The organism is Pseudorhodobacter ferrugineus DSM 5888, from assembly GCF_000420745.1.
Classification (GTDB): Bacteria; Pseudomonadota; Alphaproteobacteria; order Rhodobacterales; family Rhodobacteraceae; genus Pseudorhodobacter; species Pseudorhodobacter ferrugineus.
Map to the genome: position 1 here is coordinate 1 of NZ_ATVN01000032.1, position 12,401 is coordinate 12,401.

The following is a 12,401-nucleotide window of genomic DNA, read 5'->3' on the forward strand; positions in this document are numbered from 1 at the left end:
CAAACACGTTAGGAACGGGATGCTGTCACCGATCGACTTTGAACAGCAGCAGAAACTGAAGCTGCAAGGTGTCTAGGAAACTAGGGGCTATTCAGGGCAAGAGAACCTAATAGAGGCGTAGGTGGGGATAATATGTGTCCCAGACAATTAAATACTCCAAACTTGATCAGATCATTTGCCAACCAAGCAACACACTCATAACAAAAACTCAAACAAAAAACGCCCCGCAGTTTCCCACGGGGCGCTCAAATCTAACGTAGGGTGCGCCTCAGCGCACCACCACCTCAACCACGCTCTTCGATGATCTCTACAAGGTGAGAGATTTTCGAGACCATGCCGCGGATGGAAGGTGTGTCTTCCAATTCACGGGTGCGGTTCATTTTGTTCAGGCCAAGACCTTTCAGGGTCGCGGTCTGGATCGCTGGGCGACGCGCGGCAGAACGGATCTGCTTTACGACGATGGTTTTTTTGGTATCAGCCATGATCAAGCCTCCACAGTTTCAGCAGCAGCTTCAGGCTTGGAGCCCAGAATTTCAGCAACCTTCTTGCCGCGACGCTGCGCGACCTGACGGGGGCTGGTTTCCTGCTTCAAGCCATCAATTGTGGCGCGGATCATGTTGTAAGGGTTCTGCGAGCCGATGGATTTCGCCACCACGTCCTGCAGGCCCAACATTTCAAACACAGCACGCATTGGACCACCGGCAATAATGCCAGTACCCGGTACGGCTGTGCGCATGACCACTTTGCCCGCGCCGTGACGGCCTTCCATGTCGTGATGCAGCGTGCGGCTGTCTTTCAACGGCACACGGATCATCTGACGCTTGGCCTGCTCGGTTGCCTTACGGATGGCCTCCGGCACTTCCTTGGCTTTACCCTTGCCAAAACCAACGCGGCCTTTTTGGTCGCCCACAACCACGAGGGCTGCGAAACCAAAGCGCTTACCGCCTTTTACAGTTTTGGAAACACGGTTGATCGCAACCAAGCGATCTGCGAATTCCGGAGTCTCTTCGCGGCCACCGCGATTGTCCCGACGGTTATCTTCTCTTGCCATTAGGCATTCCTCGTATCATGCGCGGGGTCCGCGCCATATGAACCAATCCTGGTGGGCACTGCCCCCGGATCATCGGGGTGGCGCGAACGCCACCCACTTATATCAGAACTTCAGACCACCTTCACGGGCAGCATCGGCCAAAGCCTTGATCTTGCCGTGAAACAGGAAACCACCACGATCGAAATAGACATTCTCGATCCCAGCTTTCTTCGCCCGCTCGGCAATCATTGCACCAACTTTCGTCGCCGCTTCGATGTTGTTTTTGCCCACGAAACCAAGATCCTTTTCGAGGGTCGAGGCTGCGGCCAAAGTCACGCCGTTTACGTCGTCGATCAGCTGGACGCTGATGTTCTTGCTGGACCGATGAACAGATAGACGCGCGCGCCCGTTTGCCATCGCCTTGATTTTGTTCCGTGTGCGCAAGCGGCGCTTGAGGAACAACTCTCGTTTTGTGTTCGCCATTTTTGCGCCCCTTACTTCTTCTTGCCTTCTTTGCGGAATACGAATTCACCCTTATAGCGGATGCCTTTGCCCTTATAGGGCTCCGGCTTGCGCCATTCACGGATATTCGCAGCGACCTGACCGACAACCTGCTGGTCAATGCCTTCCACAACGATTTCAGTTTGCTTCGGAGCCGTCACGGTCACGCCATCCGGAACTTCAAAGTTCACATCATGGCTGTAGCCCAGCGACAGTTTCAAAATGTTGCCCGCCATCGCAGCGCGATAACCAACACCCTGAATTTCCAACTCTTTCTTGAAGCCTGTGGTCACGCCTGTCACCAGATTTTCAATCTGGTTCCGAGTCATACCCCACTGCGAACGCGCACGCTTAGACATGCCGCGCGGGGTCACCGTCACAACATTGTCTTCGATCGTGATCGTCACATCATCAGTTGCACCGAAGGTACGGGTGCCTTTCGGCCCTTTGACTTCGATGGTTTGGCCGGACAGGGACGCGGAAACGCCCTTGGGCAGTTCAACCGGTTTTTTACCAATACGAGACATCTTGCCCTCCTTAGAACACGGTGCAGAGCACTTCGCCGCCAACATTGGCGGATCGTGCAGCTGCATCGGACATGACGCCCTTAGGCGTGGAGACGATGGAAACACCAAGGCCGTTACGGACCGAAGGAATGTCCTTCGATGCCATATAAACCCGGCGACCTGGCTTGGAGACGCGCTTCAAGTCACGAATGACAGGCGTGCCTTCAAAGTATTTCAGGCTGATTGTGATTTCGCCCTGACCGTCTGCGGTCTCGGCTTTCTCATAACCACGGATGTAGCCTTCAGAGGCCAGCACATCCAGAACCCATGCGCGCAGCTTGGAAGCAGGCGTCTTAACGGTCGATTTGCCACGCATTTGCGCATTGCGAATACGTGTCAGCATATCACCGATAGGATCGTTCATCATCATTGTGAGACCTCCTTACCAGCTGGATTTGACCATGCCGGGGATCTGACCGAACGAGGCCAGATCACGCAGCATGATGCGCGAAAGTTTAAGCTTGCGATAGTACGCATGCGGACGACCCGTCAGCTGGCAGCGGTTGTGCAGACGCACAGCCGAACCGTTGCGGGGAAGCGAAGCCAGTTTCAAAGTCGCTTTAAAGCGCTCTTCCATCGGCAGCTCTTGGTTCTTGATCACCACTTTCAAAGCGGCGCGCTTGGAGGCATCACGTGCCACCAGCTTTGCGCGCTTTACTTCGCGGTTAACCATTGATTTCTTAGCCATATCTCTATTCCTCCCGCTTACGCTGTGAAGGGCATGTTGAAATTCTTCAACAATGCCTTCGCTTCCGCGTCGGTCTTCGCGGTGGTGCAGATGATGATGTCCATGCCCAGAACTTCGTCCACTTGGTCGAAGTTGATTTCTGGGAATACGATCTGTTCTTTCAGACCCATGGCATAGTTGCCACGGCCATCGAACGAGGTCGGCTTCACACCGCGGAAGTCGCGCACGCGCGGCAAAGCGATGGTGATCAGACGATCAAGGAATTCGTACATTTTGTCGCCGCGCAAAGTCACTTTGCAGCCAAGCGGCATTTCTTCACGAACGCGGAAACCAGCGATGGATTTCTTAGCGTGGGTGACAACAGCCTTTTGACCAGCGATGAGCGACAGCTCTTCAGCCGCCTTCTTCACTTTTTTCGTGTCTTTGACAGCTTCGCCAACGCCCATGTTGATCACGATCTTATCAAGACGCGGGATCTGCATGTCGTTCTTGTAGCCGAATTCTTCTTTCAAGGCGGCACGGATCGTGTCCTTGAAAATGCCCTTCAAACGCGGGGTGTAATTTGCTTGGTCGAGCATCAGATTGCATCCCCCGTGGTCTTGGCAAAACGCACCTTTTTGTCGTCTTCCATACGGAAACCAACGCGGGTTGCTTTGCCATTCGCATCAATCAGCGCGAGGTTCGACAATTGGATCGGCATCGCTTTCGAGATGCGGCCGCCCTGCGTACCTTGGCTTTGCTTGGTGTGACGGATGGCCATGTTGATGCCATCAACGATTGCCTTGCCAACTTCTGGGTTCACAGACGAAATTTCGCCCTCTTTGCCCTTGTCCTTGCCAGTCAGCACGACGACTTTGTCGCCCTTTTTCAGTTTCGCAGCCATCAGAGCACCTCCGGAGCCAGCGAGATGATCTTCATGAAGTTCTTAGCGCGAAGCTCACGAACCACTGGCCCGAAAATACGGGTGCCAACGGGCTCACCTTGGTTGTTCAAGATGACCGCAGCGTTGCGGTCAAAACGAATTGCGGTACCGTCTTCACGACGGACTTCTTTGGCGGTACGAACGACAACGGCTTTACGCACGTCACCCTTCTTAACACGACCGCGCGGAATGGCTTCTTTCACCGACACTACAATAATGTCGCCGACCGAAGCATACCGACGGTGCGAACCGCCCAGAACCTTAATGCACTGAACACGGCGAGCGCCGCTGTTGTCAGCTACATCCAGGTTGGTCTGCATCTGGATCATTTGGTTTCTCCCGACCTTTGGGGCTTATCCCCCAGGGTTTCGTAAAATGGCCTTGGGTGGCAGGGCGCTTACGCGTCCAGAACCACCGTCCAGCGTTTGGTTTTCGAAATTGGCGCGCACTCTTCAATACGAACAGTGTCCCCAACCTTGAACTGGTTGTTTGCGTCATGCGCCCGGTACTTCTTGGACTTACGAACAGTCTTGTGAAACAGCGGGTGCTTAAAGCGACGTTCAACCGACACAGTGATGGTCTGGTTGTTCTGGTCGCCGGTTACGGTGCCTTGCAGGATGCGTTTGGGCATAATTCAGGCTCCTTAATTCGAGATGGCGGCTTCAGCCGCCTTTTGGTTCAACACCGTCATGATACGGGCAACGTCACGACGGACGGTGCGCATACGCGCGGTATTCTCAAGCTGGCCAGTGGCCTGCTGAAAACGCAGGTTGAAAGCTTCTTTCTTCAACGCAACCAAGCTATCGCGCAGCTGGTCAGGTGTTTTTGTCTTCAACTCAGAAGCGATCGACTTCGGCGCTTCTTTCGCAGTGGCTTTTTTGGCCATGTGCTTTTCTTCCTTTTTCACATCACCGGAAGGCCCGCGAGGGTTACCCTATGCCCGATGGAGTCAATGATAGACCAACGAATCCGGAACGCCGGAATCGCTGGATGGGTTCGTATAGGGGGATGGGGGGGAGAGGGCAAGGGGGAAGTTGGTCAAATCGGCCGCGGCTAAGGACGAACACGTTCACCAATCGCAAAGCTTATTTCCGCGGCAACTCCGAATGCGACACCAACCGCAATCCCTTCTGCAAATGAGCCGGAAGACGCCACGAAACGAGTTCCGAATACCTCTGCAGCTGCGGCCATATTGTTAGTCCACACAGCAAGCATGAGGATTAAATAACCGACAGCACTCGGTATGAAAGCTAGCCACGCGATACCATACGCAACTTTTGTAAAGAACACTCTTTTTCTCCCTCGATTAGTATGATGATCGAGTTTGCACCTTTCATAGCATCAAAACCCTTGTCAATGCATGAGTTATACAACAAAAAAAGCCCCGCTGTTTCCAGCGGGGTTTTATATTCTGATCCGTGTGCGGCCCGCGAATTACGTTCGTAATTCTCTACACCGCACCGATTTTTCCCGAAGGAAAAATCTTACCAATCTTCGCGCTGAACGACGCGGGTCAGGACTGGAAGCTTCATCGCGCCAAGGCGCAGGGCCTCACGTGCGATCACTTCGGAAACGCCGTCGATTTCAAACATCACACGACCGGGTTTCACCCGTGCCGCCCAATAATCGACAGAACCCTTACCTTTACCCATCCGCACTTCGGTCGGCTTGGACGAAACTGGAACATCCGGGAAAATCCGGATCCAGACACGGCCTTGACGCTTCATGTGACGAGTGATCGCGCGGCGGGCCGCTTCGATCTGGCGAGCGGTTACACGCTCTGGCTCGGTTGCTTTCAGACCAAAGGTGCCGAAGTTCAACAAGAAACCACCTTTGGCCTCGCCGCTGATCTTGCCTTTGAACTGTTTGCGGAACTTAGTCCGTTTAGGTTGCAACATCTTTTATGCTCCCTCAGTTACGTTCGCGGCGCGGTTGACGCGGAACAGCGCCTTCCTGTGCCTCAGCGTGACGACGATCATGTGCTTGTGGATCATGCTCAAGGATTTCGCCCTTAAAGATCCAAACTTTCACACCGATGATACCATAGGCAGTGGTTGCCTCGTGGTGTGCATAGTCGATGTCAGCCCGCAGCGTGTGCAAGGGAACGCGGCCTTCGCGGTACCATTCGGTACGTGCGATTTCGGCGCCACCCAGACGGCCAGCCACGTTCACACGGATGCCCAAGGCCCCCATGCGCATCGCGTTCTGAACGCCACGCTTCATGGCGCGGCGGAAAGAGACCCGACGCTCCATTTGCTGTGCAATCGACTCGGCTACCAGCTTGGCGTCCATCTCTGGCTTGCGGATCTCAACGATGTTGAGGTGCAATTCAGAAGCCGTGAACACAGAAAGCTTCTTGCGAAGGCCTTCAATGTCAGCGCCTTTTTTGCCGATGATCACGCCCGGACGTGCTGTGTGAATGGTCACACGGCACTTTTTATGCGGACGCTCGATGATGACTTTGGAAATGCCGGCTTGCAGGCATTCCTTGTGGATGAATTCGCGCATGCGCAGATCTTCCAGCAACAGGTTGCCGTAGTCTTTGCTTTCCGCGAACCAGCGGCTGTCCCAGGTACGGTTAACCTGGAGGCGCATACCGATCGGATTGACCTTCTGACCCATTATGCAGACTCCTCTTTTTGACGTACCAAAATCGTCAGCTGGCTAAACGGCTTCATAATCTTGCCGAAACGGCCACGTGCCCGCGGACGGCCACGCTTCAACGTCAGATTCTTACCGCAATAAGCTTCAGCAACGATCAACTGATCCACGTCAAGACCGTGGTTGTTTTCAGCGTTGGCGATAGCCGACTGAAGGCACTTTTTCACGTCCTGAGCGATACGCTTTTTCGAGAAGGTGAGGTCGGCCAAAGCCTTGTCAACTTTCTTGCCGCGGATCAGGCCAGCAACGAGGTTAAGCTTTTGCGGCGAGGTGCGAAGCATTTTGGCCAGAGCCATTGCTTCGTTATCGGCCACGCGGCGCGGATTTTTTGCCTTGCCCATGACTTATTTCCTCTTGGCTTTTTTATCGGCTGCGTGACCATAGTAGGTCCGCGTCGGCGAATATTCACCGAACTTTTGGCCAATCATTTCTTCGGTCACGTTAACAGGAACGTGCTTTTTACCATTGTACACGCCGAACGTCAGACCGACGAACTGCGGCAGGATGGTGGAACGACGCGACCAGATCTTGATCACTTCGTTTTTGCCAACTTCGCGTGACTTTTCGGCCTTTTTCAGGACGTAGCCATCAACGAACGGGCCTTTCCAGATTGAACGTGCCATGTATTAGCGGCCCTTCTTCTTGGCGTGACGCGACCGGAGGATATACTTATCCGTGGTCTTGTTCGAACGGGTGCGGTTGCCCTTGGTGCCTTTGCCCCATGGAGTAACCGGGTGACGACCGCCCGAGGTACGGCCTTCGCCGCCGCCGTGTGGGTGATCGATTGGGTTCATAGCCACACCGCGAACGGTTGGGCGGATGCCCTTGTGGCGCATACGGCCCGCTTTACCAAAGTTCTGGTTGGAATGGTCTGCGTTGGAAACGGCACCAACCGTCGCCATGCATTCCTGACGCACCAGACGCAATTCGCCCGAAGACAAACGGATCTGCGCGTACCCACCGTCACGACCTACGAACTGGGCGTAGGTGCCGGCTGCGCGTGCAATCTGCCCGCCCTTGCCTGGCTTCATTTCGACGTTGTGAACGATTGTACCGATAGGCATGCCCGAAAAAGGCATTGCGTTGCCCGGCTTTACGTCGGTCTTGGCGCCAGCGATGATGCTGTCCCCAATGGCCAAACGCTGCGGAGCGAGGATGTAGTTAAGCGTACCATCCTCATACTTCACCAAGGCAATGAACGCGGTCCGGTTGGGATCGTACTCGATCCGCTCAACCACCGCAGTCATGTCGCGTTTGGTGCGTTTGAAGTCCACGATACGGTACAGGCGCTTTGCGCCGCCGCCGTGGTGCCACATTGTAATACGTCCGGTGTTGTTCCGGCCACCCGATTTGGTCAAACCCTCAGTAAGGGCTTTGACCGGACGGCCTTTCCACAGCTCCGAACGGTCGATCAGAACCAACCCTCGTTGGCCAGGCGTCGTCGGTTTGTACGACTTGAGTGCCATGCTCTCTGTCTTCCGCTAGCTTGAGGACCGCAGTTTGCGGCCCTAGGTTACAGGGCCCCGAAGGTCCCCAACATAAATTCCAAAGCCCCGGAACGAATCCGGGGCCATTGGAATAGCGGGGGAGTAGCAGGAATGGTTAGGGCTGTCCATGCGGGGCAACGTTTTTTCCGCGCAATGCCTCAGAAATCGGCGCGGGCAGAGTGTCCATGATTGGCAACGCGCCCCGCACCTGCCAATCTGACGCTTCACCCCCTCTGGAGGCCCTAAAATGCACGATGCCGCCATGGCGATGTTTCGCAAGGTCTGTCTGGCCAATATCGACCATATACCAACTCTTCCGCGTGTCCTGTCTGAAATGGGGTTTGTGGAAACCCATAGGCTTTTCCACAACACTGGTCCCGAAGATACATCAATCCTGTTTCAGAACCCCGATATGCCCCTTGCCTTTAGCTGCTTTGAGGGCCGCAAGGATTGGCCACGTGTGGTCAGTCTTGTTGTTTCCGATACGTCAGAGGCGCGCGAGGGGCTTCTTGCTTTCGTAAAGTCCCAAACCGCCTTGACGGAAACCACCCAACAGATCTGGAAGAAAACGGCTTGGTTTCCTCCGCCGCGCCACAGCCAGTTTTACAAAGGCCGGTTCTGGTCGGCCAAGCCGATTGGCGGACGCGGGATGGATTTGGGGATCCTGCCCTCCCTGTTCACGTTGAATGGCGGCCCTGCGGTAGAGTTGAGCCTTGAGCAAAACATCTGGCTAAAAGATCGCCCCTCCCCTGCCGAACAGGCCGCGCTTATTGCCGAAGGCACCCCTTTGCAGAAAATGGTCCGCCTGTTCAAGGAGGTCGCGGTGGACAATGCGCCAGACCTGCGTGCCATCGCAAATGCGGCGCGCGCGCGGGGCTTTGCAGCCGAAACCAAAGATGCCACCTCGGGCCTGTTCTGCGGCGGACAAGGCGCAGACTCCAAACCTATGGACATTTTTATACAATTTGAGATCAATCACTATAATGCAGAAAACATAAGAGAATTTGAGTTTGAAGTGGCCTTTCACTTTCTATGGGACGATTACGTCCTGCGAAACGAACGCATTTCCAATACGCAAATTCGCGGGGCCTTGTTCCGCGCGCTTGGTATCAGCCCCACCGATAGGGACGACCGCGCCACCCTCACCCTGAAAGGTGAAGTGTTCCGCGTCAAACACTGGGCTGTCAGCGAATTGCTTGGAAGCCATTATTTCCTATTGCAGAAATAACGAAAAAGGCCCCCGCAATCGCAGGGGCCTTCCTTTGCAACTATGTGCCAATCAGAGCCCGGTGGACACGTCGATCGTATTGCCTTCTTCCAGCGTCACATAGGCTTTCTTTTTGTCCGAACGAACGCCGGGGCGCCCTTTGAACCGCTTGACCTTGCCTTTGGTGATGGTCGTGTTCACGGCCTTCACTTTGACGCCAAAGACAGCTTCAACAGCTTCTTTGATCATCGGCTTGGTTGCATCCATCGCCACCTGGAAAACAACAGCATTGGCTTCTGACGCCAAGGTTGCTTTTTCAGTGATAATCGGCTTGCGGATCACATCGTAATGGTTTGGTTTCACGCTCATTTCAAACGAGCCTCCAGTGCTTCGATACCTGCTTTGGTGATCACTAACTGATCCCGCTTCAAAATATCATAGACGTTTGCGCCCATGCTTGGCAGCACATCGATTGTGTCGATGTTGCGTGCGGCCAGCACAAAGTTACCGTCCAATTCTGCACCGTCGATGATCAAAACGCGCTTCCAGCCCAGTTCCTTGGCCATCTTGGCAAGGGACGAGGTTTTGGAATCGGTCATGGTCGCCGCGTCCAGAATGATCAGCTCACCCGCTTTGGCCTTGGCCGACAGCGCGTGACGCAGACCGAGCGCACGGAACTTCTTGGGCAGATCATGCGCATGGCTGCGCGGTGTCGGGCCCTTGTAGATACCACCGTGACGGAAGATCGGCGCGCCTTTGTCACCGTGACGTGCGCCACCGGTGCCTTTTTGGCGATAAATCTTCTTGGTCGAGTAGCTTACATCCGAACGACCCAGCGTCGAGTGTGTGCCCGCTTGGGCACGCGCCCGCTGCCAGCGCACAACACGGTGCAAGATGTCGGCGCGTGGCTCAAGACCAAACAGCTCATCATTCAGATCGATGGAACCGGCTTTGCCGCCGTCCAGCTTGATGACATCAGCCTTCATTTTTGTCGCCTCCATCTTCTGTCGCTGGAGCATCGACTGCTGCCGCTGCTTCTGCTGCATCTTCGGCGGCTGCCGCTGCTGCTGCCAATTCAGCCGCGCGTGCTGCTTCTTCTTCGGCTGCCGCTGCTGCTGCTTCTGCGGCCTTTCTGGCTGCTTCACCAGCCGAGCGCAGAGCCGCTGGCATGATCACGTTGTCAGGAACGGCTTTCTTGACCGCGTCCTTGACGGTCACCCAACCACCCTTGGAGCCGGGCACTGCGCCCTTTACCATGATGATCCCGCGATCGCTGTCTGTCTTTACGACTTGCAGGTTCTGCGTGGTGATCCGTGCCGAACCCATGTGGCCCGCCATTTTCTTGCCTTTGAAAACCTTACCCGGATCCTGACACTGGCCCGTGGACCCGTGCGAACGGTGGCTGACCGACACACCGTGGGATGCCCGAAGACCCCCAAAGTTGTGACGCTTCATCGCACCCTGGAAACCTTTACCGATCGAAGTGCCGGCGATGTCCACGTACTGACCTTCAAAGTAATGGTCAGCTGTGATTTCTTCGCCCACATCGATCATGCAATCCGCAGTCACGCGGAATTCGGCAATCTTGCGCTTTGGCTCAACCGAAGCCTTGGCAAAATGGCCGCGCATGGCAGCAGTGGTCCGCTTGGCTTTGGCCAGACCGGCACCAAGCTGAACAGCTGTATAGCCATCCCGATCAGCGGTACGCTGTGCCACAACCTGCAGGTTGTCGAGTTGAAGAACGGTTACAGGAACCTGCTTGCCGTCTTCGAGGAACAGCCGGGTCATGCCCAGCTTCTTTGCAATAACGCCAGAGCGCATAATCTGATGCCCCCTTATACTTTGATTTCGACGTCAACACCGGCGGCGAGGTCGAGCTTCATCAGCGCGTCCACGGTCTGTGGTGTTGGGTCGACGATATCGAGAAGACGCTTATGCGTCCGGATTTCCCACTGGTCGCGCGACTTCTTGTCGATGTGCGGACCACGGAGAACCGTGAACTTCTCAATTTTGTTGGGCAGCGGAATCGGGCCGCGCACGGTGGCGCCGGTACGTTTCGCGGTGTTTACGATTTCCTGTGTGGACGCATCCAACACCCGGTAATCGAAGGCTTTCAGCCTGATACGGATCGTTTGATTTGACATGTTTTGGTGCCCTTTAGGCTTGGCGGGAAATCAGGCCCGATGTTTTACAACACCGGGCCCAACCCCTCTGCCAGTAATTAAGCGATAATTTTCGATACAACGCCAGCGCCGACGGTACGGCCGCCTTCACGGATGGCGAAGCGCAGTTTTTCTTCCATGGCGATTGGGGCGATCAGTTCAACTTCGAACTTCAGGTTGTCGCCAGGCATAACCATTTCAGTGCCTTCCGGCAGCATTACTGTGCCCGTCACGTCGGTCGTGCGGAAGTAAAACTGTGGACGGTAGTTCGCAAAGAATGGCGTGTGACGGCCACCTTCTTCTTTCGTCAGAATATAGGCTTCTGCTTCAAACTTGGTGTGCGGCTTAACGCTACCTGGCTTACACAGAACCTGACCGCGCTCGATGCCCTCACGGTCAACACCGCGCAGCAAAAGACCCACGTTGTCGCCAGCTTGACCTTGATCCAGCAGCTTGCGGAACATTTCAACACCGGTACACACGGTTTTCTTGGTGTCGCGGATGCCGATGATTTCCATCTCTTCGCCGACTTTGATGATGCCGCGCTCGATACGACCCGTGGCAACAGTGCCACGACCCGAGATCGAGAACACGTCTTCAACTGGCATCAAGAACGGCTGGTCAACAGCGCGTGCAGGGGTCGGGATATACTCGTCAACCGCTTTGATCAGCGCGCGGATAGACTCTTCACCAATCTCTGGGCGCGTGCCGTTCATTGCGTGCAAGGCCGAACCACGGATGATCGGAATGTCATCACCGGGGTAATCGTACTTGGACAGAAGCTCGCGGATTTCCATTTCCACCAGTTCCAGCAGCTCTTCGTCGTCGACCTGGTCAACCTTGTTCATGTAAACGACCATGTAGGGAATACCTACCTGGCGGCCGAGCAAGATGTGCTCGCGGGTCTGTGGCATTGGGCCATCAGCCGCGCTCACAACCAAGATCGCGCCGTCCATCTGCGCCGCACCGGTGATCATGTTTTTCACATAGTCAGCGTGGCCGGGGCAGTCGACGTGGGCGTAGTGACGGGCTTCCGACTCATATTCCACGTGCGCAGTCGAGATCGTGATCCCGCGTGCCTTTTCTTCGGGTGCGCCGTCGATCTGGTCATAGGCGCGGAATTCGCCAAAATACTTCGTGATCGCAGCTGTCAACGTCGTTTTGCCGTGGTCAACGT

At 55.1% G+C, this 12,401-nt stretch carries 22 protein-coding genes; 1 reads left to right on the forward strand and 21 read right to left on the reverse strand.

Features of this window, described 5'->3' with window-relative positions:
* Positions 1 to 284: 284 nt before the first annotated feature.
* The 16 genes from rpmD to rplB form a co-directional block, all read right to left on the reverse strand.
* Positions 285 to 482, reverse strand: a complete 198-nt coding sequence (gene rpmD / locus G560_RS0117730; RefSeq protein WP_022705616.1) for a 50S ribosomal protein L30 — start codon at positions 480 to 482, stop codon at positions 285 to 287.
* A gap of 2 nt (positions 483 to 484) precedes the next feature.
* Entirely contained in the window at positions 485 to 1,051 is a 567-nt protein-coding gene (rpsE, locus tag G560_RS0117735) for a 30S ribosomal protein S5 (RefSeq protein ID WP_022705617.1), read from the reverse strand.
* Between the two features lie 102 nt (positions 1,052 to 1,153).
* Positions 1,154 to 1,513, reverse strand: coding sequence for a 50S ribosomal protein L18 (gene rplR, locus G560_RS0117740; protein ID WP_022705618.1), 360 nt, complete (start codon positions 1,511 to 1,513; stop codon positions 1,154 to 1,156).
* Positions 1,514 to 1,524: 11 nt separating this feature from the next.
* Complete coding sequence (gene rplF, locus G560_RS0117745; RefSeq protein WP_022705619.1) at positions 1,525 to 2,058, reverse strand: 50S ribosomal protein L6; 534 nt, start codon at positions 2,056 to 2,058, stop codon at positions 1,525 to 1,527.
* Positions 2,059 to 2,068: 10 nt separating this feature from the next.
* Positions 2,069 to 2,467 (reverse strand): 30S ribosomal protein S8, encoded by a 399-nt coding sequence (gene rpsH, locus G560_RS0117750; protein WP_022705620.1) that lies wholly within the window; start codon positions 2,465 to 2,467, stop codon positions 2,069 to 2,071.
* 12 nt (positions 2,468 to 2,479) lie between these two features.
* A complete protein-coding gene (rpsN, locus tag G560_RS0117755; protein WP_022705621.1) occupies positions 2,480 to 2,785 on the reverse strand; it encodes a 30S ribosomal protein S14 in 306 nt (101 codons plus the stop codon).
* A gap of 17 nt (positions 2,786 to 2,802) precedes the next feature.
* Complete coding sequence (gene rplE, locus G560_RS0117760) at positions 2,803 to 3,363, reverse strand: 50S ribosomal protein L5 (RefSeq protein ID WP_022705622.1); 561 nt, start codon at positions 3,361 to 3,363, stop codon at positions 2,803 to 2,805.
* Complete coding sequence (gene rplX / locus G560_RS0117765; RefSeq protein ID WP_022705623.1) at positions 3,363 to 3,668, reverse strand: 50S ribosomal protein L24; 306 nt, start codon at positions 3,666 to 3,668, stop codon at positions 3,363 to 3,365. The genes rplE and rplX overlap by 1 nt, the downstream gene beginning before the upstream one ends.
* Complete coding sequence (gene rplN / locus G560_RS0117770; protein ID WP_022705624.1) at positions 3,668 to 4,036, reverse strand: 50S ribosomal protein L14; 369 nt, start codon at positions 4,034 to 4,036, stop codon at positions 3,668 to 3,670. Before rplN ends, rplX begins: the two co-directional genes overlap by 1 nt.
* A gap of 68 nt (positions 4,037 to 4,104) precedes the next feature.
* Positions 4,105 to 4,338, reverse strand: coding sequence for a 30S ribosomal protein S17 (gene rpsQ, locus G560_RS0117775; protein WP_022705625.1), 234 nt, complete (start codon positions 4,336 to 4,338; stop codon positions 4,105 to 4,107).
* 12 nt (positions 4,339 to 4,350) lie between these two features.
* Positions 4,351 to 4,593 (reverse strand): 50S ribosomal protein L29, encoded by a 243-nt coding sequence (gene rpmC / locus G560_RS0117780; RefSeq protein WP_022705626.1) that lies wholly within the window; start codon positions 4,591 to 4,593, stop codon positions 4,351 to 4,353.
* Between the two features lie 598 nt (positions 4,594 to 5,191).
* Positions 5,192 to 5,605 carry a 50S ribosomal protein L16 gene (gene rplP, locus G560_RS0117785; RefSeq protein WP_022705627.1) on the reverse strand — a complete coding sequence of 138 codons (414 nt, stop codon included), beginning with the start codon at positions 5,603 to 5,605 and terminating at the stop codon, positions 5,192 to 5,194.
* A gap of 13 nt (positions 5,606 to 5,618) precedes the next feature.
* Positions 5,619 to 6,329: a 30S ribosomal protein S3 gene (gene rpsC / locus G560_RS0117790; RefSeq protein ID WP_022705628.1), complete on the reverse strand. Its 711-nt coding sequence runs from the start codon at positions 6,327 to 6,329 to the stop codon at positions 5,619 to 5,621.
* Positions 6,329 to 6,709, reverse strand: coding sequence for a 50S ribosomal protein L22 (gene rplV / locus G560_RS0117795; protein ID WP_022705629.1), 381 nt, complete (start codon positions 6,707 to 6,709; stop codon positions 6,329 to 6,331). The genes rpsC and rplV overlap by 1 nt, the downstream gene beginning before the upstream one ends.
* A gap of 3 nt (positions 6,710 to 6,712) precedes the next feature.
* Positions 6,713 to 6,991, reverse strand: a complete 279-nt coding sequence (rpsS, locus tag G560_RS0117800) for a 30S ribosomal protein S19 (protein WP_022705630.1) — start codon at positions 6,989 to 6,991, stop codon at positions 6,713 to 6,715.
* A gap of 3 nt (positions 6,992 to 6,994) precedes the next feature.
* Positions 6,995 to 7,834, reverse strand: coding sequence for a 50S ribosomal protein L2 (gene rplB / locus G560_RS0117805; protein ID WP_022705631.1), 840 nt, complete (start codon positions 7,832 to 7,834; stop codon positions 6,995 to 6,997).
* A gap of 268 nt (positions 7,835 to 8,102) precedes the next feature.
* Between rplB and G560_RS0117810 the strand changes: the two genes are divergently transcribed.
* Positions 8,103 to 9,083 carry a hypothetical protein gene (locus tag G560_RS0117810; protein ID WP_022705632.1) on the forward strand — a complete coding sequence of 327 codons (981 nt, stop codon included), beginning with the start codon at positions 8,103 to 8,105 and terminating at the stop codon, positions 9,081 to 9,083.
* Positions 9,084 to 9,134: 51 nt separating this feature from the next.
* On the opposite strand, the gene G560_RS0117815 is transcribed toward G560_RS0117810, so the two are convergent.
* The 5 genes from G560_RS0117815 to tuf form a co-directional block, all read right to left on the reverse strand.
* The gene (locus G560_RS0117815; RefSeq protein WP_022705633.1) at positions 9,135 to 9,431 is read right to left on the reverse strand and encodes a 50S ribosomal protein L23; all 297 of its coding nucleotides are present in this window, start codon (positions 9,429 to 9,431) and stop codon (positions 9,135 to 9,137) included.
* Positions 9,428 to 10,048: a 50S ribosomal protein L4 gene (gene rplD / locus G560_RS0117820; protein WP_022705634.1), complete on the reverse strand. Its 621-nt coding sequence runs from the start codon at positions 10,046 to 10,048 to the stop codon at positions 9,428 to 9,430. Before rplD ends, G560_RS0117815 begins: the two co-directional genes overlap by 4 nt.
* Positions 10,038 to 10,886 (reverse strand): 50S ribosomal protein L3, encoded by an 849-nt coding sequence (rplC, locus tag G560_RS0117825; protein WP_028914253.1) that lies wholly within the window; start codon positions 10,884 to 10,886, stop codon positions 10,038 to 10,040. The genes rplD and rplC overlap by 11 nt, the downstream gene beginning before the upstream one ends.
* An 11-nt stretch (positions 10,887 to 10,897) precedes the next feature.
* Positions 10,898 to 11,206, reverse strand: coding sequence for a 30S ribosomal protein S10 (gene rpsJ, locus G560_RS0117830; protein ID WP_022705636.1), 309 nt, complete (start codon positions 11,204 to 11,206; stop codon positions 10,898 to 10,900).
* Between the two features lie 77 nt (positions 11,207 to 11,283).
* A partial coding sequence (gene tuf / locus G560_RS0117835) for an elongation factor Tu (protein ID WP_022705294.1) occupies positions 11,284 to 12,401 on the reverse strand: 1,118 nt, incomplete at its 5' end.